The organism is Streptomyces sp. NPDC002088, assembly GCF_040296605.1.
Classification (GTDB): Bacteria; Actinomycetota; Actinomycetes; order Streptomycetales; family Streptomycetaceae; genus Streptomyces.
Genome location: NZ_JBEOXO010000003.1, coordinates 236,819 through 257,412 on the forward strand (window position 1 = coordinate 236,819; position 20,594 = coordinate 257,412).

Sequence of the window (20,594 nt, forward strand, 5' to 3'; positions counted from 1 at the left end):
CTGGGGCTGCGGATTTCATCCCAACTAATGGAGTGTGCGCGGGACCCGTTTAATGCGCCCGGCATGTGCCAAAGGCCTGTTCCCGGCCCCCTTCCCTCGGCCTTCGGAATTTTCTTCCGAACGCGTGCAACCCTTTCCGCGCTCCGTGGGTCGTACTTGGCATCAGGACCTTTGGAGGGGGATCTGGGGGGATCGCGGGGGTTCTGATGTGGAGGGGAAAAGCCGAGGGGGCCCGGTCGACGGACCGGGCCCCCTCGAAGCTTCCGCAAGAGCAACAAGAGCAACAGGCGGCTAGAAGAACACCCCGCAGCGCAGCAGCACGTTCGCGTACGGCCGTGCCTCGCCCGTGCGGACCACCAGCCGTGCGCCCGCCGACAGTTCCTTGAGCCGCTCGTGCGCGACCAGCGCCAGCCCGGGAAAGTGCCCGTCCAGCAGCGCGGCCGCCGCCGGATTCGACTCCCGCACCTCGGTCGCCGCCGTCGCGCCCTCGACCACCAGCTCGGCCAGCAGCCCGTCCAGCACCTCGGCGAAGGACGGCACCCCGGCCCGGAACGCCAGGTCCACCACCCGCGGCCCGTCCGGTATCGGCATGCCGACGTCGCACACCAGCACCCCGTCCCCGTGCCCCAGCTCGGCCAGCGCGCCGGAGAGATGCCGGTTCAGGATTCCCGCCCGCTTCACCGGGAACCACCTCGCAGCGGCGCGTCGGCCGAGCTGCCCGAACCGCTGTTCCCGCCAGGGGTCCTGGGGTCGCCCTCCGGCACGGCAGCGCACAGCGCCGCCGCCTCCGCCGCCGTCGGGAACGACTCCTGCGCGCCCCGCTTCGTCACGGCCGCCGCGCCGACCCGGGCCGCGTACGCCGCCGCCTCCGCGAGGGACGAGCCCGCCCCCAGCTGCCACGCCAGCGCCGCGGTGAACGCGTCGCCCGCGCCCGTCGTGTCCACGGCGTCCACCTGCACGGACGGGACCCGGGTGACGCCCTCCGAGGAAGCCACCAGCGCGCCCTCCGCGCCCAGCGTCACGACCACCGAGCGCGGCCCCTTGGCCAGCAGGATCCGCGCCCAGTCCGCGGGCTCCTCGCTCACCGCGGCCGCGTCCTCGCCGAGGATCACCTTCGCCTCGTGCTCGTTCACGATCAGCGGGTCGCAGGCCGCCAGCACCTCGGCCGGCAGTGGGCGCGGCGGGGACGGGTTCAGCACGAAGCGGCTTCGCGGTGCCAGGTTCCGTACGACCTCCACGACCGTCTCCAGCGGGATCTCCAGCTGCGTCGACACCACCCGCGAGGCCTGGAACAGGCCGGCCGTGGCCCGGACGTCCGCCGGTGCGAGCTTCCCGTTCGCGCCCGGCGACACCACGATGCTGTTGTCCCCGGACGGGTCCACCGTGATCAGCGCGACCCCGGTCGGCGCGCCGCCGACCAGGACGCCCACCGTGTCCACGCCGGCCGCCCGCTGCGAGTCGAGGAGCAGCCGGCCGTACGCGTCGTCGCCGACCCGCGCCAGCAGGGCCGTACGCGCCCCGAGCCGGGCGGCGGCGACCGCCTGGTTCGCGCCCTTGCCGCCGGGGTGGACGGCCAGGTCGGACCCGAGCACCGTCTCACCGGCCCCCGGCCGCCGCTCGACACCGATCACCAGGTCGGCGTTGGCCGACCCTACGACCAGAAGGTCGTAGTCGTACATGCAATGACTCCTCTAGTGCTGACTCGTACGTGCGGACCTGGCGCAGGGCGGGCGATCGTGGTGATCGCCCGCCCGTTCGCCGATGTCAGCCGCCGAAGCCGGCCACGTTCTCCTTCGTGACCACCTTCACCGGCACCTTCACCGTCTTCTCCACCTTCTCGCCCTCGGCCGCCCGGATCGCGTTGTCCACCGCGATCTTCCCGAGCTGCGTGGGCTGCTGCGCCACGGACGCGTACAGCGTGCCGTCCTTGACCGCCGTCAGGCCGTCCGGGGTGCCGTCGAAGCCGACCACCTGGACCGACGTACCGGCCTTGGAGCCGAGCGCCTTGATCGCGCCGAGCGCCATCTCGTCGTTCTCGGCGAAGACACCGTCGATGTCGGGGTGCGCCTGCAGCAGGTTCGTCATCACGTCGAGGCCCTTGGTGCGGTCGAAGTCCGCGGGCTGCTTGGCCACGACCTTGATGCCCGGGTACTCCTTGAGCCCGGCCGCGAAGCCCGCGCCGCGCTCACGGCTGGCGGACGTACCCGCCTGGCCCTGCAGGATCACGATGGTGCCCTGGCCGCCCAGCTTCTCGGCGAGCGCCTTGGCGCCCAGCTTGCCGCCCTCGACGTTGTCGGAGGCGACCAGCGCGGCCGTCTCGGCGTTGTTCACCCCGCGGTCGACGCCCACGACGGGGATGTCGGCCTTGTTCGCCGAGCGCACCGACGGGCCCGCCGCGTCCGAGTCCACCGGGTTGACGATGATCGAGCCGAGGCCCTCGCTGGTGAAGTTCTGCAGTTGGTTGGCCTGCTGCGAGGCGTCGTTCTGCGCGTCCGTGACCGTCAGGTCGACGCCCAGCTTCTTCGCCTCGGCCTGCGCGCCGGAACGGATCTGCACGAAGAACGGGTTGTTGAGGGTCGACAGCGACAGGCCGATCTTCTGGTTCTTCGCCGGGGAGCCGTTGTGCAGGAAGGACATCGCGCCCACGACCGCCGCGGCGACCACCGCGGCGAGTACGTACGTCGCGGCCTGCTTGCCCTTCCCGCCCTGCGAGGCACCGGCGGCGACCGGGGTCGCCCCCGCCTTGCGCCGCAGCGTGTCGAGCAGCACCGCCAGCGCGATCACGACACCGATGACGACCTGCTGCCAGAAGGCGGACACGGAGAGCAGGTTGAGGCCGTTCCTCAGCACCGCCAGGATCAGGGCGCCGATCAGCGTCCCGGACGCCTTGCCCGTGCCGCCGGCGAGCGAGGCGCCGCCGATGACGACCGCGGCGATCGCGTCCAACTCGTAGCCCTGCGCGGCCTGCGGCTGCGCCGAGGACAGCCGGGAGGCGAGCACGATGCCCGCGGCGGCGGCGAACAGCCCGGAGAGGGCGTAGATCGCGAGCTTCTGCCGCTTCACCCGCAGGCCGGAGAGGCGGGCCGCTTCCTCGTTGCCGCCGATCGCGTACATGGAGCGGCCGATGTACGTCCGGCCCAGCACGAACGCCGTGATCAGACCCATGACGACCATCACGAGCACCGGCACCGGCAGCCACCCGCCGAGCGTGTCGCCGAGGTGCGAGACGGAGTCGGGGAAGGGGATGGGGGAGCCCTGCGAGATCACCAGCGACAGGCCGCGGCCCACCGACAGCATGGCGAGCGTCGCGATGAACGGCGGCAGCTTCCCGTACGAGATCAGGAAGCCGTTGACCAGGCCGCACGCGATGCCGGTGGCGATCGCGAGGACGACCGCGATGGCGACCGGGATGCCCTGTGAGGTCGCGCTCCAGGCAAGGACGGTGGCCGACAGGGCGGCCACCGAGCCGACCGAGAGGTCGATGCCCGCCGCGACGATCACGAACGTGACGCCGAAGGCGAGGATGGCGGTCACGGCGGCCTGGACGCCGACGTTCAGGAGGTTGTCCGTCGTCATGAAGTCGCCGGACAGCGCCGACATCGCGATGACGAGGACGATGAGCGCGGTCAGCGCGCCGTTGTCGAGCAGGAGGCGGCGCAGGCCGCCCGTGGCGCCCCGCGCGCCCGTTGTGTTCTTGAGCGTGTCAGTGGCCACGGCTGGCCTCCGTTTCCTTCGTGACTGTGACGGTCGGGGTGCTGACGGCGAGCGCCATCACCGTGTCCTGGGTGGCCTCGTCGGCCGAGAGCTCGCCCGCGATCCGGCCCTGGGCCATCACCAGCACCCGGTCGCTCATGCCGAGCACCTCGGGCAGATCGCTGGAGATCATCAGGACGGCGGCACCGGCGGCCGTCAGTTCGTTGATCAGCTGGTAGATCTCGACCTTGGCGCCGACGTCGATCCCGCGCGTGGGCTCGTCGAGGATCAGCACCTTGGTGTCGGCCAGGAGCCACTTGCCGATGACGACCTTCTGCTGGTTGCCGCCGGAGAGCGTGCGCACGTGCTGCCCGAGGCCCGCCATCCGCACCCCCAGCTGCCCGGCGATCCGGGCCGCCGCCTCGTGCTGCCCCTTGAGGTCGACGAGCCCGGCACGGGTCGCCGCACGCATCGTCACCAGCCCGAGGTTCTCCTCGACGGAGGCGTCGAGCACCAGCCCCTGGCCCTTGCGGTCCTCGGGGACGAGCCCGATCCCGGCGGCCATGGCGGCGTTCACGTCGTGTCGGCGCAACTCCGCGCCGGCGACCTTCACGGCGCCCTTGTCGTAGGGGTCCGCGCCGAACACCGCCCGTACGACCTCGGTACGACCGGCGCCGACCAGGCCCGCGATGCCGACGACCTCGCCCGCCCGCACCTGGAAGCTCACGTCGTGGAAGACGCCGTCCCGGGTCAGGCCCTCGACGGTGAGCAGCGCGGCACCCTTGTCGGCCCGTTCCCGCGGGTACTGCTGCTCGATCGACCGCCCCACCATGAGGCGTACGAGCTCGTCCTCGGGCGTGGACGCGGGCACCTGGCCGACGCTCTTGCCGTCGCGGATGACCGTGACGCGGTCGCCGAGGGCGGCGATCTCCTCCAGGTGGTGCGTGATGAAGACGATTCCGACGCCGTCCTCGCGCAGCTTGCGCACGATGGAGAAGAGCTTCTCGACCTCCTCGGAGGTGAGCACGGCGGTCGGCTCGTCCATGACCAGCACGCGGGTGTCGAGGCTGAGCGCCTTCGCGATCTCGACCATCTGCAGGCGCGCGATACCGAGTTCACGCACACGCGCGCGTGGAGACACGTTGACGCCGACCCGCTCGAGGAGTTCGGCGGCGTCCGCCTCCATCCTCTTCCGGTCGATCATCCCGAGGCGGCGCGGCTGGCGGCCCAGGAAGATGTTCTCGGCGACCGTCAGATCGGGAACGAGGTTGAACTCCTGGTAGATGGTGGCGATCCCGAGGCGTTCGGAATCCTGCGCACCGTGGATGCGGACCTCCTCGCCGTCCACGACGATCCGGCCGGCATCGGGGCGGTAGGCGCCGGAGAGCATCTTGATCAGCGTGCTCTTGCCCGCGCCGTTCTCACCGAGCAGCACATGCACCTCGCCCCGGCGCAGATCGAAGTCCACGCTGTCGAGCGCGACCACGCCCGGGAAGGTCTTGCGTATGCCTTCGATGCGCAGCAACTCGTCCGGGTTGCTCACGACGTGCTCCTTTGTGCGGGGGAGGGCTCGCCGCACGAGCGGCGTACGACGAGACGGGCGGGGAGGGTGACGGACTCGGGGGGCCGTCCCTCGATGCGGTCGACGAGCGCGCGCACGGCGGCGCGCCCCAGGTCGCCCGTGGGCTGGGCGATCGCGGTGATCGGCGGATCGGTGTGCACGAACCACGGGATGTCGTCGAACGCGGCGAGCGCGATGTCGTCGGGAACCCGCATCCCACGCGCGCGTACGGCGTCCAGCGCGCCGAGTGCCATCAGGTTGTCCGCGGCGAAGACGACCTCGGGCGGCTCGGGCAGGTCGAGGAAACGCTCGGTGACCCGCCGCCCGCTCTCGGCCTGGAAGTCGCCCTGGCCTATGTAGGCGTCGGGAAGGGGAATCCCGCACTCGGCCAGGGCCGCGCGGAAGGCCTCGACGCGCTCGCTGCCGGTCGTGGTCGCCGCCGGACCCGCGATGATCGCGAGCCGCCGGTGCCCCAGCCCGTGCAGATGGGCCACGAGGTCACGCACGGCCGCTCGCCCGTCCGCCCGGACCACGGGCACGTCCACGCCCGGGATCCACCGGTCCACGAAGACCATCGGCGTCCCCGCGCGCGCGGCGTCCAGCATGAGCGGGGAGCCGCCGTCGGTGGGGGAGACCAGCAGCCCGTCGATACGGCGGTCCAGGAGGGTCCGTACGTGGTGGTCCTGCAACTCGGGCCGCTCGTCGGCGTTTCCGATGATGACGCTGTAGCCCAGCGCGCGGGCCTCCTCCTCGACGGAGCGGGCCAGCTCGGTGAAGTACGGGTTCAGTACGTCGCTGATGACCAGGCCGAGGGTGCGGGTCTGGTCGGTGCGCAGGGACCGGGCGACGGCGTTCGGGCGGTAGCCCAGCGCCTCGACGGCGGCCAGCACGCGCGTGCGTGCGTCCGCGCTGACCGACGGGTGCTCGTTCAGGACGCGCGACACCGTGGCGACGGACACGCCCGCCTCGGCAGCGACATCCTTGATGCTCGCCATCGCCGCTCCACCTCCTCGTGGAATCGATTACATCGACGTGTAAGGAGGATTGGAATCGATTACACGGGGGTTAATCAAGCCCTCACCCGCATCCCGAGACCGGATTGTGATGAATGGGACTCAAGTGATCTAGGCTGCCCCTGACCGCAGCGGGTGGCATGCCCGCGCCAATCACAGGGGAGAAACAGATATGCGCGCAGGTCGGATACTCGGTACGTCCGCGGCGGCTGCCGCCCTGGTCGGGGCCACGCTCATCATCGGCAGCCCCGCCGTCGCCCAGACGGACGCGGCCGCGGCCGGGTGCACGGCGAAGGCCCTCGAAACCGTGATCATCCGTGACCGGACGAGCACCAGCGGCACGGCCCTCGCCCAGGTCAACAAGGGTGAGAGCGCGTCGGCGTCCTGCACGATGTACTACGGCACCTCCTCGTACGAGAAGTGCGGCATCGTCAGCAAGCGCTGGGTGAAGGTCACGAGGAGTGGCGTCACCGGCTATGTGGTCGGCACCTGTGTGACGGTCACGGAGAACTGACCCAGGGCTCCCGGCCCCGTACCCTCCGGCACTGACAGGCCCGGCAGGACGGGCCTGTCAGTGCCGGGCGGTACCGTCGGATCATGACCGATCAGGCGGGAGAGCGGCGACTGGCCACGCTGGAAGGCGTGCTCGAACGCATCACGTACGCCAACGAGGAGAACGGCTACACGGTCGCGCGCGTGGACACCGGACGCGGCGGCGGTGACCTGCTGACGGTCGTCGGCGCGCTGCTCGGCGCCCAGGTCGGCGAGTCCGTGCGGATGGAGGGCCGATGGGGCTCCCACCCGCAGTACGGCAAGCAGTTCACCGTCGAGAACTACACGACCGTCCTGCCCGCCACCGTCCAGGGCATCCGCCGCTACCTCGGCTCGGGGCTCGTCAAGGGCATCGGACCCGTCTTCGCCGACCGCATCACCCAGCACTTCGGCCTGGACACCCTGAGGATCATCGAGGAGGAGCCCAAGCGGCTCATCGAGGTCCCAGGCCTCGGCCCCAAGCGCACCAAGAAGATCGCCGACGCCTGGGAGGAGCAGAAGGCGATCAAGGAGGTCATGCTCTTCCTCCAGACCGTCGAGGTGTCCACCTCCATCGCCGTGCGCATCTACAAGAAGTACGGCGACGCCTCGATCTCCGTCGTGAAGAACCAGCCCTACCGGCTGGCCTCCGACGTCTGGGGTATCGGCTTCCTCACCGCCGACAAGATCGCCCAGTCCGTCGGCATCCCGCACGACAGCCCGGACCGCGTCAAGGCGGGCCTGCAGTACGCCCTTTCGCAGTCCGCCGACCAGGGCCACTGCTACCTGCCCGAGGAGAAACTGATCGCCGACGCGGTCAAGCTCCTCCAGGTGGACACCGGACTTGTCATCGAGTGCCTGGCCGAACTGGCGGCGCCCCCGCAGGAGGGCGAGGACCCCGGTGTCGTACGGGAGAAGGTGCCCGGGCCCGACGGCGGCTCGGAACCCGTCACCGCCATCTACCTCGTCCCCTTCCACCGCGCCGAACTCTCCCTCTCCGCCCAGCTGCTGCGCCTGCTGCGCACGGGTTCCGACCGGATGCCCGCCTTCCACGACGTGGCCTGGGACAAGGCGCTCGCCTGGCTCAAGGGGCGTACGGGCGCCGAGCTGGCCCCCGAACAGGAGGCCGCGGTCCGGCTCGCGCTCACCGAGAAGGTCGCCGTCCTCACCGGTGGCCCAGGCTGCGGCAAGTCCTTCACGGTCCGCTCGATCGTGGAGCTGGCCCGGGCCAAACGCGCGAAGGTCGTCCTGGCCGCGCCCACCGGCCGCGCCGCCAAGCGCCTGGCCGAGCTCACCGGCGCCGAGGCCTCCACCGTCCACCGCCTCCTGGAACTCAAGCCCGGCGGCGACGCGGCGTACGACAAGGACCGTCCGCTGGACGCGGACCTGGTGGTGGTCGACGAGGCGTCCATGCTGGACCTGCTCCTGGCCAACAAGCTGGTCAAGGCGGTGCCCCCGGGCGCCCACCTGCTGTTCGTCGGAGACGTGGACCAGCTGCCCAGCGTCGGCGCGGGGGAGGTCCTCAGGGACCTCCTGGCCGACGGCAGCCCCGTCCCCGCCGTTCGCCTCACCCGCGTCTTCCGCCAGGCCCAGCAGTCGGGGGTGGTGACGAACGCGCACCGCATCAACTCCGGGCAGCACCCGCTCACCGACGGGCTGAAGGACTTCTTCCTCTTCGTCGAGGACGAGACGGAGGAGGCCGGGCGGCTCACGGTGGACGTGGCGGCCCGTCGCGTTCCGGCCAAGTTCGGGCTCGACCCGCGCCGGGACGTCCAGGTCCTGGCGCCCATGCACCGCGGCCCGGCCGGCGCCGGCACGCTCAACGGCCTGCTCCAGCAGGCCATCACGCCCGGCCGCCCCGATCTGCCGGAGAAGCGGTTCGGCGGCCGGGTCTTCCGCGTCGGCGACAAGGTCACCCAGATTCGCAACAATTACGAGAAGGGCGAGAACGGCGTCTTCAACGGCACCGTGGGCGTGGTCACCTCGCTCGACCCGGTCGACCAGCGCCTGACGGTGCTGACGGACGAGGACGAGGAGGTTCCGTACGAATTCGACGAACTGGACGAACTGGCGCACGCGTACGCGGTGACCATCCACCGCTCGCAGGGAAGCGAATATCCCGCCGTGGTGATCCCCGTCACCACCGGAGCGTGGATGATGCTCCAGCGGAACCTGCTGTACACGGCCGTGACCCGGGCCAAGAAGCTGGTCGTCCTCGTGGGTTCACGCAAGGCGATCGGGCAGGCGGTGCGCACGGTGTCGGCGGGACGGCGCTGTACGGCACTGGATTTCAGGCTCGCCGGCTCCTGAGCCGCACGTCTTCTCCTCCTGAGCCGCACATCGGTGGCACAGATCACCAAAAATGATCGATCAAATGAGTCGCGAAGGTCACAGAGCACTTCCGGATGCGGGACGAAGGGGGCAGGATGAGCAAGTTGGCGGCACTGAGTGCCGCCAATAAGCCCAATGGTCGACCCCGAGTGCACTCTCGTGCGCCAAATGGGGGATGGTAGAGACAGTCAGGGCAACCTCGAAGATGAGGCACAACGTCGGTGAGGGAAGACGTGAGCGACAACTCTGTAGTACTGCGGTACGGCGACGGCGAGTACACCTACCCGGTGATCGACAGCACCGTCGGTGACAAGGGCTTCGACATCGGGAAGCTCCGGGCCCAGACCGGTCTCGTGACTCTGGACAGCGGCTACGGCAACACCGCCGCCTATAAATCCGCGATCACCTACCTCGACGGCGAGGCGGGCATTCTCCGGTACCGCGGCTACCCGATCGAGCAGCTGGCCGAGCGCTCCACCTTCGTGGAGGTGGCCTACCTGCTGATCAACGGCGAGCTGCCGAGCGTCGACGAGCTCTCCACGTTCAAGAACGAGATCACGCAGCACACACTGCTGCACGAGGACGTCAAGAACTTCTACAAGGGCTTCCCGCGCGACGCCCACCCGATGGCCATGCTGTCGTCGGTCGTCTCGGCGCTGTCCACGTTCTACCAGGACAGCCACAACCCGTTCGACGAGAAGCAGCGCAACCTCTCCACGATCCGGCTGCTGGCCAAGCTCCCGACGATCGCGGCGTACGCGTACAAGAAGTCGATCGGTCACCCGTTCGTCTACCCGCGTAACGACCTCGGCTACGTCGAGAACTTCCTGCGCATGACCTTCTCGGTCCCGGCGCAGGAGTACGAGCTCGACCCGGTCGTCGTCTCCGCGCTCGACAAGCTGCTGATCCTGCACGCGGACCACGAGCAGAACTGTTCGACGTCCACGGTCCGCCTGGTCGGCTCCTCGCAGGCGAACATGTTCGCGTCGATCTCGGCCGGCATCAACGCCCTGTGGGGCCCGCTGCACGGCGGCGCCAACCAGTCCGTGCTGGAGATGCTCGAGGGCATCCAGGCCAACGGCGGCGATGTCGACTCCTTCATCCGCAAGGTGAAGAACAAGGAGGACGGCGTCCGCCTGATGGGCTTCGGCCACCGGGTGTACAAGTCCTTCGACCCGCGCGCCAAGATCATCAAGGCTGCCGCGCACGACGTCCTCTCGGCCCTCGGCAAGTCCGACGAGCTGCTGGACATCGCCCTGAAGCTGGAAGAGCACGCGCTGTCCGACGAGTACTTCGTCTCGCGCAACCTCTACCCGAACGTGGACTTCTACACCGGCCTGATCTACCGCGCCATGGGCTTCCCGACCGAGATGTTCACGGTCCTGTTCGCCCTCGGCCGCCTCCCGGGCTGGATCGCCCAGTGGCACGAGATGATCAAGGAGCCCGGCTCCCGCATCGGCCGCCCGCGGCAGATCTACACGGGTGTCGTCGAGCGTGACTTCGTTCCGGTCGAGGAGCGCTGACACCTGCCGGTGGGGGCGCCTCGTGGGGCGCCCCGTCGCTGGGCCGCGGGCGTGGTCGAGTGCGACTTCGTCGCGGTCGAGGAGCGCTGATCCCCGTAGGGGACGGGGCAGGTCCCAGCCATCAGAGACAGCAGAAGGCGCCCTGCCGCCGGTCCCCCCACGGGCCGGCGTACAGGGCGCCTTCCCATGTCCCGGTGCGGATTCCCCCCACGGGATCCGGCCGGGCGTCTGAGGCAGCGCCTGATCGCTGTATTGCTGTGTGCGGTTGTTGAGCAGAACGAGCAAAACTCGCCGTACTACTGGGCGTCTGCGATCTGCCGGGACAACGCACGCTGGGAGGGCCGCTCAAAGCTCCCCGGTGTACGTGCCCCGGCAACGCATCTCTGAGGAAGTCCCCCAAGACATCCTCAGATGCCAGTCCGCGCCCCCCAAGACGCTTTCTGACATCGCCAACTTAGACCTTCGAATCCCTTCGATGGTTACGTTCGCATCACTGTGATCTGCGTCTCTTGCGTATGTCCCTTAGATGCGCAAGAGCCCTGATACGCCGATCAGGGCTCAAGCGTAAGGATGATGCGCAAGCCTTGTGAAGAGCTTATGTGAGGCTCGCGCCGGACTCCAGGGGGACTCTTACTTCGGATGCGGCGAACTCCCGGTAACCTCGGGTAACTTCGGCGCGCGTCAGCGGAAACTCCGCAGCCGCAGGCTGTTCGTCACGACGAACACCGAGGAGAAGGCCATCGCCGCCCCCGCGATCATCGGGTTCAGCAGCCCCGCGGCGGCCAGCGGCAGCGCGGCCACGTTGTAGCCGAAGGCCCACACCAGGTTGCCCTTGATCGTGGACAGCGTCCGGCGCGACAGCCGGATGGCGTCCGCGGCCACCCGCAGGTCTCCGCGCACCAGCGTCAGATCGCCCGCCTCGATCGCCGCGTCGGTCCCGGTTCCCATCGCCAGGCCCAGGTCGGCGGTGGCGAGCGCGGCCGCGTCGTTGACGCCGTCGCCGACCATCGCGACGGTCCGTCCCTCGCCCTGCAGCCGCCGTACGACCTCGACCTTGTCCTCGGGCAGCACCTCGGCGATCACCTGGTCGATCCCGACCGTGTGCGCCACGGCCTCGGCCACCGCCCGGTTGTCCCCGGTCAGCAACACCGGCGTGAGCCCCAGCGCGCGCAGTTCCAGTACGGCCGCGGCGCTGGTCTCCTTGATCGCGTCCGCGACCACGAGGACCCCGTGGGCCGCTCCGTCCCAGCCGACCACGACGGCCGTACGGCCGCCCCGCTCGGCCTCGTCCTTGGCACGGGCCAACTCCTCCGGCAGGACGGCGGACAGCTCGGCGAGGCGCCCCACGGCCACCTCGTGGCCCTCCACACGTCCGCGTACGCCCCGACCGGGCACGTTCTCGAAGTGCTCGACCGCCGGCAGTGTCCCCGCCCGCTTCTCGGCGCCCGCGGCGACCGCCCGGGCGACGGGGTGCTCGGAGGCGTGCTCCAGGGCGCCCGCGAGCCGCAGCACCTGCTTCTCGTCGGCGCCGTCGGCGACGTACACCTCCTGGAGGGTCATCCGGCCGGTGGTGACCGTGCCGGTCTTGTCCAGGACGACCGTGTCGACGCGGCGCGTGGACTCCAGCACCTCGGGGCCCTTGATGAGGATGCCGAGCTGCGCCCCGCGCCCGGTGCCGACCATCAGCGCGGTCGGCGTGGCCAGGCCCAGCGCGCACGGGCAGGCGATGATCAGCACGGCGACAGCCGCGGTGAAGGCGGCGGCCGTGTCGCCGGTGACGCCGAGCCAGCCGCCGAAGGTGAGAGCCGCGAGCAGCAGCACCACGGGCACGAAGATCCCGGAGATCCGGTCGGCGAGCCGCTGCACCTCGGCCTTGCCGTTCTGCGCGTCCTCGACCAGCTTCGCCATCCGCGCCAGCTGGGTGTCGGCGCCGACCCGGGTGGCCTCGACCACGAGCCGGCCCCCGGCGTTGACGGTCGCCCCGGCCACCGGGTCCCCGGCCGCCACGTCCACCGGCACCGACTCGCCCGTCAGCATGGACGCGTCCACCGCCGACATGCCCTCGGTGACCGTCCCGTCGGTCGCGATCTTCTCCCCGGGCCGTACGACGAACCGGTCTCCGACGGCCAGCTGCGCCACCGGGACACGCACCTCGCGCCCTCCGCGCAGCACGGCCACGTCCTTCGCGCCGAGCTCCAGCAGCGCCCGCAGGGCCGCGCCGGCGCGGCGCTTGGAGCGGGCCTCCAGATAGCGGCCCAGCAGGATGAAGACGGTGACTCCGGCGGCGACCTCGAGGTAGAGCGCCGAGGAGGCGTCCGTACGGGTGAGGGTGAAGTCGAAGCCGTGCCGCATGCCCGGCATGCCCGCGTGGCCGAAGAACAGCGCCCACACCGACCAGCCGAACGCGGCCAGCGTGCCGACCGACACCAGCGTGTCCATGGTCGCCGCGCCGTGCCGGAGGTTCGTCCAGGCGGCCTGGTGGAAGGGCCACCCGCCCCAGACCGCCACGGGGGCGGCCAGCGTGAGCGAGAGCCACTGCCAGTTCTCGAACTGCCACGCCGGGACCATCGCGAGCAGCACGACGGGCAGGGCGAGGACGGCGGAGACGAGGAGGCGGTGGCGCAGGGACGCGAGCTCGGGATCCGCCGCGGGCGCCTCCTCCTGCCGCTCGGGCTCCGGCGGCGCGGGCTCCTCGGCCGTGTACCCGGTCTTCACGACGGTCGCGATCAGGTCGACGACCTGGATCCCGGCGGGGTAGGTGACCTTCGCCTTCTCCGTCGCGAAGTTGACCGTGGCGGTGACGCCGTCCATGCGGTTGAGCTTCTTCTCGACGCGGGCCGCGCAGGAGGCGCAGGTCATCCCGCCGATGAGCAGCTCGACCTCGGAGGTCGCGGAGGTCGCGGAGGTCATGGCGGTCGCTGCCGGCTCGCCGGGGGCGTCTGTCGGGGTGTGTGTGGCGGTGCTGGTCATGGTGTCCGTACTCCAGAGAACGGAACGGGCCGTGCGGATCCAGTATCAGCTGGTCGGCGCGGCCCGCTCGGGAAACGTGTACGGGAGGCCGCTCAGGCCCTGCCGACCAGCTCGAAGCCGGCCTCGTCGACGGCGGCGCGCACGGCCTCCTCGCCCAGCGGGGCCGCCGAGACGACGGTGACCTCACCGCTGGAGGCGACGGCCTTCACCGAGCTGACGCCGGGGATCTCGGAGATCTCACTGGAGACGGAGCCCTCACAGTGTCCGCAGCTCATCCCGCTCACCTTGTAGACGGCGGTCACGGAAGCCGGGGTATCGGTCTCAGCGGTCATGTTGTTACTCCTCGTCGAGGCGTGTGGGGCCTGCGGGGCCCACGGGGGGCCATACTCTTAACACTATACCCCTAGGGGGTATTTCCTCAACGGAGGTCCGCGCGGAGCGCCGCGACAGCGTGGTCGGCCGCGGCCACCGGGGTCCGCCCCGGACCGGGACCAGGCGGGCCCGCCCGGATAGCGTTCCGCCGAAGGTGATCGATGATCCCCGGGGCGGTCGGCTCCAGGGCTCGGACGCGGCGGAAGGCGAGGACGGACGCATGCGGGCTGTGATGTTCGAGCGGTACGGGGAAGCGGCCGAGGTGCGGGAAGTGGCCGACCCGCGGCCCGCGGAGCACGGGGTCGTGGTGCGGGTGGCGGCCACGGGGCTGTGCCGCAGCGACTGGCACGGCTGGCAGGGTCACGACCCGGACATCACCCTCCCGCACGTCCCGGGCCATGAACTCGCCGGTGTCGTGGAGGCGGTGGGCCCCCGGGTCACCGCCTGGCGCCCCGGTGACCGGGTGACCGTCCCGTTCGTCTGCGCCTGCGGCACCTGCCCGGCCTGCGCGGCGGGCGACCAGCAGGTGTGTGAGCGCCAGACCCAGCCGGGCTTCACGCACTGGGGCTCCTTCGCCCAGTACGTGGCTCTGGACCACGCCGACGTGAACCTCGTCGCCGTCCCCGACGGGATGTCCTTCGCGACCGCGGCCTCCCTCGGCTGCCGGTTCGCCACGGCGTTCCGGGCGGTGGTGCAGCAGGGCCGGGTGGCGGCGGGGGAGTGGGTCGCGGTGCACGGCTGCGGCGGCGTCGGCCTGTCGGCGGTGATGATCGCGGCCGCGTCCGGGGCGCGGGTCGTCGCCGTCGACGTATCGCCGCGGGCTCTGGACCTGGCGCGGAAGTTCGGCGCGGCGGAGTGCGTGGACGCCGTGCGCACGGCGGACACGGCGGAGGCGATCCGCGAGCTCACCGCCGGCGGCGCCCACCTCTCCCTGGACGCCCTCGGTTCCCCGGCCACCTGCGCGGCCTCCGTGAACTCCCTGCGCCGCCGCGGCCGGCACGTCCAGGTGGGCCTGCTGCCCTCACCGGACGGCACGACCCCCGTCCCGATGGCCCGCGCCATCGCCCTGGAGCTCGAACTGCTCGGCAGCCATGGCATGGCCGCGCACACCTATCCAGCGATGCTCGGGCTCGTCGGCGCGGGCGTCCTGCGCCCCGACCTGCTGGTGACGTCGACCATCCCGCTGGACGCGGTGCCGGAGGCGCTGGCGGCGCTGGGGACGGCGCCTGGGGCCGGGGTCACGGTCATCGAGCCGTGGAGCTGACCGAGCGGTCCTCGGGCCGTCCGCGGTGGTCGGCCCACTCACGGTCCAGGACCGCCATCAGTACCTCGTCCACCCATTCGCCGTCCCGGAACGCCGCCTCCCGCCGTACTCCCTCCACCACGAACCCGGCCTTCTCGTAGACGCGCCGGGCCCGGGGGTTGTTGCCGTACACCTCCAGCTGGACGCGATGCAGGCCGAGTTGTTCGAAGGCGTGTCCGGCGATCAGCCGGGTCGCCTCGGTGCCGAGGCCCCGGCCGCGACCGCGCGGGCCGATCAGCGTGCGGAAGGTGCAGCTGCGGGCGTGCGGGTCCCACTCGTACAGGACGACCTCGCCGACGAGTTCACCGGTGGTCCGGTCGGTGACGGCGAGGTCGAGCCGGTCGGACTGCTCATCCCGGGTGCCGTACCAGGAACGCAGCCGGTCGAGGGTGAGTTCGCTGTTCGGCGGAAAGGTGAAGCGGATGACCTCGGGGTCGCCGATGATCTCCCACATGGTGTCGGCGTCGCTCCCGGTGAACGGCCGCAGCAGGGCCCTCTCGCCGGTGAGCACGGGTTTGACGGAGAAATCCATGCGACGAACTGTGCCCCACTCGAGGTGGGGCACAGAACTGGTTTCCGGGGCTTCCGGGGCTTCGGAGGCGAGGTCAGTCCACTCTTCGGCCCCGGTTCCCGGGCCTGGCGGCGACCCACGCGTGGACGGTTTCGGCGTACCAGTAGGGCTTGCCGCTCTCCACGTGGTCGGGTGGGGGCAGCAGTCCGTGCTTGCGGTAGGACCGTACGGTGTCCGGCTGCACCTGGATGTGTGCCGCGATCTCCTTGTACGACCAGAGCCTTCGGTCGGTCATGAGTTGCACCTCCCTGCGCGCGCCGCGGCGGCGGCCGGGGGCGGCCGTCGGGGGAGCCGGGCGCTGCGCTGGCGATCACCAAGCCTGTGCCCGGTGAACGACGGAGAGTGAGGGCAGGGCCTTGCCTGTCGACGGGGTGTGACGGAAGACCCGCGTACACGTGACATGTGTGACACGAAGGGGGTGTTTGTGACAGAGGTGACGCAAAGGCGTACGTGGGCCCGCAGAAGGGCGCGTCGACTTTCTCGGAACGTACGCAGCAGGGTGGGCCGGACCCTCTGCGCAGAGCCCGGCCCACCGGCTTCCCCCGCCGCTCCCCCCCGGGTGCGGACGGCCAGAAGATCAGCCTGCCGTCAGTGCGGCCCGCCGGTCTTGGAGAAATCCGCACTCCGGTCGGACGCGAGGACGAGACTCGTCGCCTCCCCGGGCATCCGGTCCGCCGTGGGCGACCCGGGCGGCGGCACCTGCCGGGCCACGGTGAACTCACGGGGCGTGCACCCCGTCATCGCCTTGAACTCCCCGCTGAGGTGCGCCTGGTCGTAGAAGCCGCAGGCCGCCGCGGTCTCCGCCTGACTTCGCCCGGCCACCAGCAGCCGCCGGGCCCGCTGCAACCGCAGCACCCGAGCCGCCGCCTTGGGGCCCAGCCCGATCTGCTCCCGGAACCGGTTCTCCAGCTGCCGTACGCTCCAGCCGACCTGCTCGGCCAGCCGCGTCACCGGCATCGCACCCCCCGTCCGCACCAGCTCCGACCAGGCCCGCACGACCCGCGCCGAACTCGGTGCGCCCGCCGCCGACCAGCGCGTGAACACGTCGTCGAGCAGCCCGAACCGGTCCGCCCAGGTCGGTAACGCGGCCAGCGCGGCGGCCAGTTCACCGACACCGGCCCAGCGCGATGTGTTCCGGTGTGCGCCCAGGGCGTGCGGCAGGTCGTCCGGGTCCACGACCCGGTCGGTCAGTTCGTGCTGGGGCGTGCCGAAGAGCGTGAACGCGGCCCAGGGCATGAGCAGGACCTCGATGCCGGACATACGGCCGCCGTGCTCGCCGACGGCCGCGGTCGTGGTCGGCCCCGAGTACACCGACACGAGGGTGGCCGGCGGGCGACCCGCACGGGAGATCCGCAGTGGCTCGGCGAAGCCCAGCAGCAGCGTCGACGCCCCGATCGGGGTCTCCAGCCTGCGCCGCGGCCGGTCCAGGGCCAGCCGGATCCCGCGGTAGCTGATGATGCCGGGCCGCAGCCGTGGATGGGGTGGCGCGACGACGGTCTCCCAGGAACCGCCAGGACCGTGCCCTGACCGGCTGCGCACCGCAGTCGCCGCCATCAGCCCTCCCGCACTCAGCCGAAGGGCACCCATGCTACGAGCGGCAACGGCGACACCTCAGAGGCGCGGGGAACTGCGCGACAAGCCACACACAACCCGCGCTCGCCCACCACAGACCCCGGCATACGAGCAGGCGCCCGGCCGAACCCCCGGAGGGCTATGCCACACACAACCCGCGCTCGCCCACCACAGACCCCGGCATACGAGCAGGCGCCCGGCCGAGCCCCCGGAGGGCTATGCCCCGCACGACCTCAGGAACGCCCGCGTCCGCTGCGCGATCGGCAACGGCTTGTCCGGCTCGCACGGGTACATGTCCTGCTCGACGATCGCGAACAGGTCCACGTCCAGCTTCTGCGCCGCCTCCAGCACCGGCCCCAGCGCGGGCACCCCGGACGGCGGTTCGCACATGACGCCGCGGGCCACGGCAGGCCCGAACGGGATCTCCCGCGCCCGCACCTCCGCCAGGATCTCCGGGTCGACCTGCTTGAGGTGCAGGTACCCGATGCGCTCGCCGTAGGTCTCGATCAGCTTGACGCTGTCGCCGCCGCAGTACGCGTAGTGCCCGGTGTCCAGGCACAGCGACACCAGGCCGGAGTCCGTGCCGTCGAGGAAGCGGACGACGTTCGCCTCGCTGTCGATGTGGGTGTCGGCGTGCGGGTGGACGACGATCTCCAGCCCGTACCGCTCGCGCACCTCCCGCCCCAGCCGCTCGGTCAGGGAAGTGAGATGGCGCCACTGCTCCGGCGTCAGCGTGTCCGGCTCCAGCACCTCGCCGGTCTTGTCGTCCCGCCAGAAGGACGGGATGACGACCAGATGCCCGGCGCCCATCGCCTGGGTCAGCGCGGCGATGTCCGAGACATGCGCCCAGGTCTTGTCCCACACGTCCGGCCCGTGGTGGAGGCCGGTGAACACAGTTCCGGCCGATACCTTCAGACCGCGACGTGCGGTCTCCTCGGCGAGTACGGCGGGGTCGCTCGGCAGGTATCCGTACGGCCCCAACTCGATCCACTCGTAGCCGGCGTCGGCGACCTCGTCGAGGAAGCGCTGCCAGGGCACCTGTTGTGGGTCGTCGGGAAACCAGACGCCCCAGGAGTCGGGCGCCGAACCGATCCGGATACGGGAGAGTGAGGGCTGCGGTGACAACGACGTCATGGCCGTCAGCGTGCGGTCCCCGGGAAGAAGGTGTCAAGCTCTCGTCCGAATGTCTGGACAAAACATTGACAGGGCTCGGGGTCCGGCACTACAACCAGGAGGAGCCGAAGCGAAGGGAACCCGATGGCGTACGACCTGATCACCATGGGGCGGATCGGAGTGGACCTCTATCCGCTGCAGACGGGTGTCCCCCTGGCCCAGGTGTCGGCCTTCGGGAAGTTCCTCGGCGGCTCCGCCACCAACGTGGCCGTCGCCGCGGCCCGGCTCGGCCGGCGCACGGCCGTGATCACCCGGACCGGCGACGACCCCTTCGGCGCCTACCTGCACGAGGCCCTGCGCGGCTTCGGCGTCGACGACCGCTGGGTCACCCCGGTCCCCGGGCTGCCCACCCCGGTCACCTTCTGCGAGGTCTTCCCGCCGGACGACTTCCCGCTGTACTTCTACCGGCAGCCCAAGGCACCCGACCTGGAGATCGACGCCCACGAACTCGACCTGCACGCAGTGCGCGAGGCAGGCATCTTCTGGGTCACCGGCACCGGCCTGAGCGAGGAGCCCAGCCGTACGGCGACGCTGGCGGCCCTCGCCCACCGCGCCAAGGCCGGTACGACGGTCTTCGACCTCGACTGGCGCCCCATGTTCTGGGCCGACCCGGACACCGCCCGCCCCTTCTACACCGAGGCCCTGCGCCACACCACCGTCGCCGTCGGCAACCTCGACGAGGTGGAGGTCGCCACCGGGGTGCGCGAGCCGCACGCCGCCGCCCGCGCCCTGCTGGACGCCGGCGTCGAACTCGCCGTCGTCAAGCAGGGCCCGAAGGGCGTCCTCGCCGTCAACCGCGAGGGCGAGTCCGCCGAGGTCCCGCCGCTGCCGGTGAACGTCCTCAACGGCCTGGGCGCCGGCGACGCCTTCGGCGGCTCTCTGTGCCACGGACTCCTCAACGGCTGGGGCCTGGAGAAGACCATGCGGTACGCCAACGCGGCCGGCGCCATCGTCGCCTCCCGCCTGGAGTGCTCCTCCGCGATGCCGACGCCGGACGAGGTCGACGCCGCGCTCACCGCCGGAGCGGTGCTGTGAGGGCCGGCCGCGTCGGCGAGGTCCGGCACGAGGGCGGCTCCGCAGCCGCGCCCGTGCGCGTGGACGTCGCCGAACTCGTCCGCACCCGCACCCGGCACCCCGAGGCGATCGCCGAGGCCGCCGCCCGCCGCCCCCGCAGGCCACTGCTCGGCGAGACCGGCCGGCTGATGATCGTCGCCGCCGACCACCCGGCCCGCGGCGCCCTCGGCGTCGGCGACCGCAGCCTCGCCATGGCCAACCGCGCCGACCTCCTCGAACGCCTCTGCCTGGCCCTGTCCCGCCCCGGCGTGGACGGTGTCCTGGCCACCGCCGACATCCTCGACGACCTGCTCCTGCTCGGCGCCCTCGACCACAAGGTCGTCATGGGCTCCATGAACCGCGGCGGCCTCCAGGGCGCCTCCTTCGAACTCGACGACCGCTTCACCGGCCACCGCCCCGAGGACATCCACCGCCTCGGCTTCGACGCGGGCAAGCTGCTGCTGCGCATCGACTACGACGACCCGGGCTCCCTCACCACCCTGGAGTCCACCGCCCGCGCCATCGACGAGATGGCCGCCCGCGGGCTCCCCGTCTTCGTCGAGCCGTTCATCAGCCGCCGCACCCCCGACGGCCGGCTCCGCAACGACCTGTCCGCCGACGCCGTCACCCGCTCCATCGCCATCGCCTCCGGCCTGGGCGGCAGTTCGGCGTACACCTGGCTGAAGGTCCCGGTCACCGAGAACCCCGACGACATGGCCCGGGTGATGGAGACCTCCACGCTGCCCGCCGTGCTCCTCGGCGGCGAGGTCGGTGGCTCCGTCGAGGATCAGGCCGGCGCGTACGAGAAGTGGCGCGGCGCGCTCCAGCTCCCCACCGTCCAGGGCCTGGTGGTCGGCCGTTCGTTGCTGTACCCGGCGGACGGGGACGTGGCCGCCGCCGTGGACACCGCCGTAGGACTGTTGTGAGG

The 20,594-nt window shown here is 71.1% G+C and carries 17 protein-coding genes; 6 read left to right on the top strand and 11 right to left on the bottom strand.

What is annotated here, in order from left to right; all coding sequences use genetic code 11:
- Positions 1-291: 291 nt before the first annotated feature.
- The 5 genes from rbsD to ABT114_RS08455 form a co-directional block, all read right to left on the bottom strand.
- Positions 292-681, bottom strand: coding sequence for a D-ribose pyranase (gene rbsD / locus ABT114_RS08435; protein ID WP_351139967.1), 390 nt, complete (start codon positions 679-681; stop codon positions 292-294).
- The gene (locus ABT114_RS08440; RefSeq protein ID WP_351139969.1) at positions 678-1,679 is read right to left on the bottom strand and encodes a ribokinase; all 1,002 of its coding nucleotides are present in this window, start codon (positions 1,677-1,679) and stop codon (positions 678-680) included. The genes rbsD and ABT114_RS08440 overlap by 4 nt, the downstream gene beginning before the upstream one ends.
- An 85-nt stretch (positions 1,680-1,764) precedes the next feature.
- Positions 1,765-3,714 (bottom strand): ABC transporter permease/substrate-binding protein, encoded by a 1,950-nt coding sequence (locus tag ABT114_RS08445; RefSeq protein ID WP_351139971.1) that lies wholly within the window; start codon positions 3,712-3,714, stop codon positions 1,765-1,767.
- On the bottom strand, positions 3,704-5,236 hold the full coding sequence (locus tag ABT114_RS08450; RefSeq protein ID WP_351139973.1) for a sugar ABC transporter ATP-binding protein: 1,533 nt from the start codon (positions 5,234-5,236) through the stop codon (positions 3,704-3,706). Before ABT114_RS08450 ends, ABT114_RS08445 begins: the two co-directional genes overlap by 11 nt.
- Positions 5,233-6,249: a LacI family DNA-binding transcriptional regulator gene (locus ABT114_RS08455; RefSeq protein ID WP_351139975.1), complete on the bottom strand. Its 1,017-nt coding sequence runs from the start codon at positions 6,247-6,249 to the stop codon at positions 5,233-5,235. Before ABT114_RS08455 ends, ABT114_RS08450 begins: the two co-directional genes overlap by 4 nt.
- A gap of 190 nt (positions 6,250-6,439) precedes the next feature.
- Here ABT114_RS08455 and ABT114_RS08460 point away from each other — a divergent pair, with 190 nt between their 5' ends.
- The 3 genes from ABT114_RS08460 (at position 6,440) to ABT114_RS08470 (ending at position 10,652) form a co-directional block, all read left to right on the top strand.
- The gene (locus tag ABT114_RS08460) at positions 6,440-6,781 is read left to right on the top strand and encodes a hypothetical protein (protein WP_351139977.1); all 342 of its coding nucleotides are present in this window, start codon (positions 6,440-6,442) and stop codon (positions 6,779-6,781) included.
- An 83-nt stretch (positions 6,782-6,864) separates the two neighbouring features.
- Entirely contained in the window at positions 6,865-9,108 is a 2,244-nt protein-coding gene (gene recD2, locus ABT114_RS08465; RefSeq protein ID WP_351139979.1) for an SF1B family DNA helicase RecD2, read from the top strand.
- A gap of 254 nt (positions 9,109-9,362) precedes the next feature.
- Entirely contained in the window at positions 9,363-10,652 is a 1,290-nt protein-coding gene (locus tag ABT114_RS08470; RefSeq protein WP_351139981.1) for a citrate synthase, read from the top strand.
- A gap of 681 nt (positions 10,653-11,333) precedes the next feature.
- Here the strand turns inward: ABT114_RS08470 and ABT114_RS08475 are convergent.
- Both ABT114_RS08475 and ABT114_RS08480 read right to left on the bottom strand, forming a co-directional pair.
- Positions 11,334-13,622, bottom strand: coding sequence for a heavy metal translocating P-type ATPase (locus ABT114_RS08475; protein WP_502988079.1), 2,289 nt, complete (start codon positions 13,620-13,622; stop codon positions 11,334-11,336).
- Between the two features lie 92 nt (positions 13,623-13,714).
- Positions 13,715-13,954, bottom strand: a complete 240-nt coding sequence (locus ABT114_RS08480; RefSeq protein WP_351139983.1) for a heavy-metal-associated domain-containing protein — start codon at positions 13,952-13,954, stop codon at positions 13,715-13,717.
- A 260-nt stretch (positions 13,955-14,214) separates the two neighbouring features.
- Between ABT114_RS08480 and ABT114_RS08485 the strand changes: the two genes are divergently transcribed.
- On the top strand, positions 14,215-15,258 hold the full coding sequence (locus ABT114_RS08485) for a zinc-dependent alcohol dehydrogenase family protein (protein ID WP_351140538.1): 1,044 nt from the start codon (positions 14,215-14,217) through the stop codon (positions 15,256-15,258).
- On the opposite strand, the gene ABT114_RS08490 is transcribed toward ABT114_RS08485, so the two are convergent.
- The 4 genes from ABT114_RS08490 to ABT114_RS08505 form a co-directional block, all read right to left on the bottom strand.
- On the bottom strand, positions 15,239-15,829 hold the full coding sequence (locus ABT114_RS08490) for a GNAT family N-acetyltransferase (RefSeq protein WP_351139985.1): 591 nt from the start codon (positions 15,827-15,829) through the stop codon (positions 15,239-15,241). The genes ABT114_RS08485 and ABT114_RS08490 overlap by 20 nt on opposite strands.
- A 73-nt stretch (positions 15,830-15,902) precedes the next feature.
- Positions 15,903-16,103 (bottom strand): helix-turn-helix transcriptional regulator, encoded by a 201-nt coding sequence (locus ABT114_RS08495; RefSeq protein ID WP_351139987.1) that lies wholly within the window; start codon positions 16,101-16,103, stop codon positions 15,903-15,905.
- Positions 16,104-16,456: 353 nt separating this feature from the next.
- Positions 16,457-17,422, bottom strand: a complete 966-nt coding sequence (locus tag ABT114_RS08500; protein ID WP_351139989.1) for an AraC family transcriptional regulator — start codon at positions 17,420-17,422, stop codon at positions 16,457-16,459.
- 234 nt (positions 17,423-17,656) lie between these two features.
- Positions 17,657-18,574 (bottom strand): sugar phosphate isomerase/epimerase family protein, encoded by a 918-nt coding sequence (locus ABT114_RS08505; RefSeq protein WP_351139991.1) that lies wholly within the window; start codon positions 18,572-18,574, stop codon positions 17,657-17,659.
- Between the two features lie 123 nt (positions 18,575-18,697).
- On the opposite strand from ABT114_RS08505, the gene iolC reads away from it, so the two are divergent.
- Positions 18,698-19,648, top strand: coding sequence for a 5-dehydro-2-deoxygluconokinase (gene iolC, locus ABT114_RS08510; protein ID WP_351139993.1), 951 nt, complete (start codon positions 18,698-18,700; stop codon positions 19,646-19,648).
- Positions 19,649-19,701: 53 nt separating this feature from the next.
- Entirely contained in the window at positions 19,702-20,592 is an 891-nt protein-coding gene (locus tag ABT114_RS08515; RefSeq protein ID WP_351140540.1) for a Cgl0159 family (beta/alpha)8-fold protein, read from the top strand.
- Positions 20,593-20,594 lie beyond the last annotated feature (2 nt).

Excerpts from the sequence above, each read along its gene's own strand:
- ABT114_RS08440 (WP_351139969.1), bottom strand. The coding sequence starts at position 1,679 with ATGTACGACTACGACCTTCTGGTCGTAGGGTCGGCCAACGCCGACCTG.
- ABT114_RS08455 (WP_351139975.1), bottom strand. The coding sequence starts at position 6,249 with ATGGCGAGCATCAAGGATGTCGCTGCCGAGGCGGGCGTGTCCGTCGCC.
- ABT114_RS08460 (WP_351139977.1), top strand. The coding sequence starts at position 6,440 with ATGCGCGCAGGTCGGATACTCGGTACGTCCGCGGCGGCTGCCGCCCTG.
- recD2 (WP_351139979.1), top strand. The coding sequence starts at position 6,865 with ATGACCGATCAGGCGGGAGAGCGGCGACTGGCCACGCTGGAAGGCGTG.
- ABT114_RS08475 (WP_502988079.1), bottom strand. The coding sequence starts at position 13,622 with ATGACCAGCACCGCCACACACACCCCGACAGACGCCCCCGGCGAGCCG.
- ABT114_RS08480 (WP_351139983.1), bottom strand. The coding sequence starts at position 13,954 with ATGACCGCTGAGACCGATACCCCGGCTTCCGTGACCGCCGTCTACAAG.
- ABT114_RS08485 (WP_351140538.1), top strand. The coding sequence starts at position 14,215 with ATGCGGGCTGTGATGTTCGAGCGGTACGGGGAAGCGGCCGAGGTGCGG.
- ABT114_RS08490 (WP_351139985.1), bottom strand. The coding sequence starts at position 15,829 with ATGGATTTCTCCGTCAAACCCGTGCTCACCGGCGAGAGGGCCCTGCTG.
- ABT114_RS08495 (WP_351139987.1), bottom strand. The coding sequence starts at position 16,103 with ATGACCGACCGAAGGCTCTGGTCGTACAAGGAGATCGCGGCACACATC.
- ABT114_RS08500 (WP_351139989.1), bottom strand. The coding sequence starts at position 17,422 with ATGGCGGCGACTGCGGTGCGCAGCCGGTCAGGGCACGGTCCTGGCGGT.
- ABT114_RS08505 (WP_351139991.1), bottom strand. The coding sequence starts at position 18,574 with ATGACGTCGTTGTCACCGCAGCCCTCACTCTCCCGTATCCGGATCGGT.
- iolC (WP_351139993.1), top strand. The coding sequence starts at position 18,698 with ATGGCGTACGACCTGATCACCATGGGGCGGATCGGAGTGGACCTCTAT.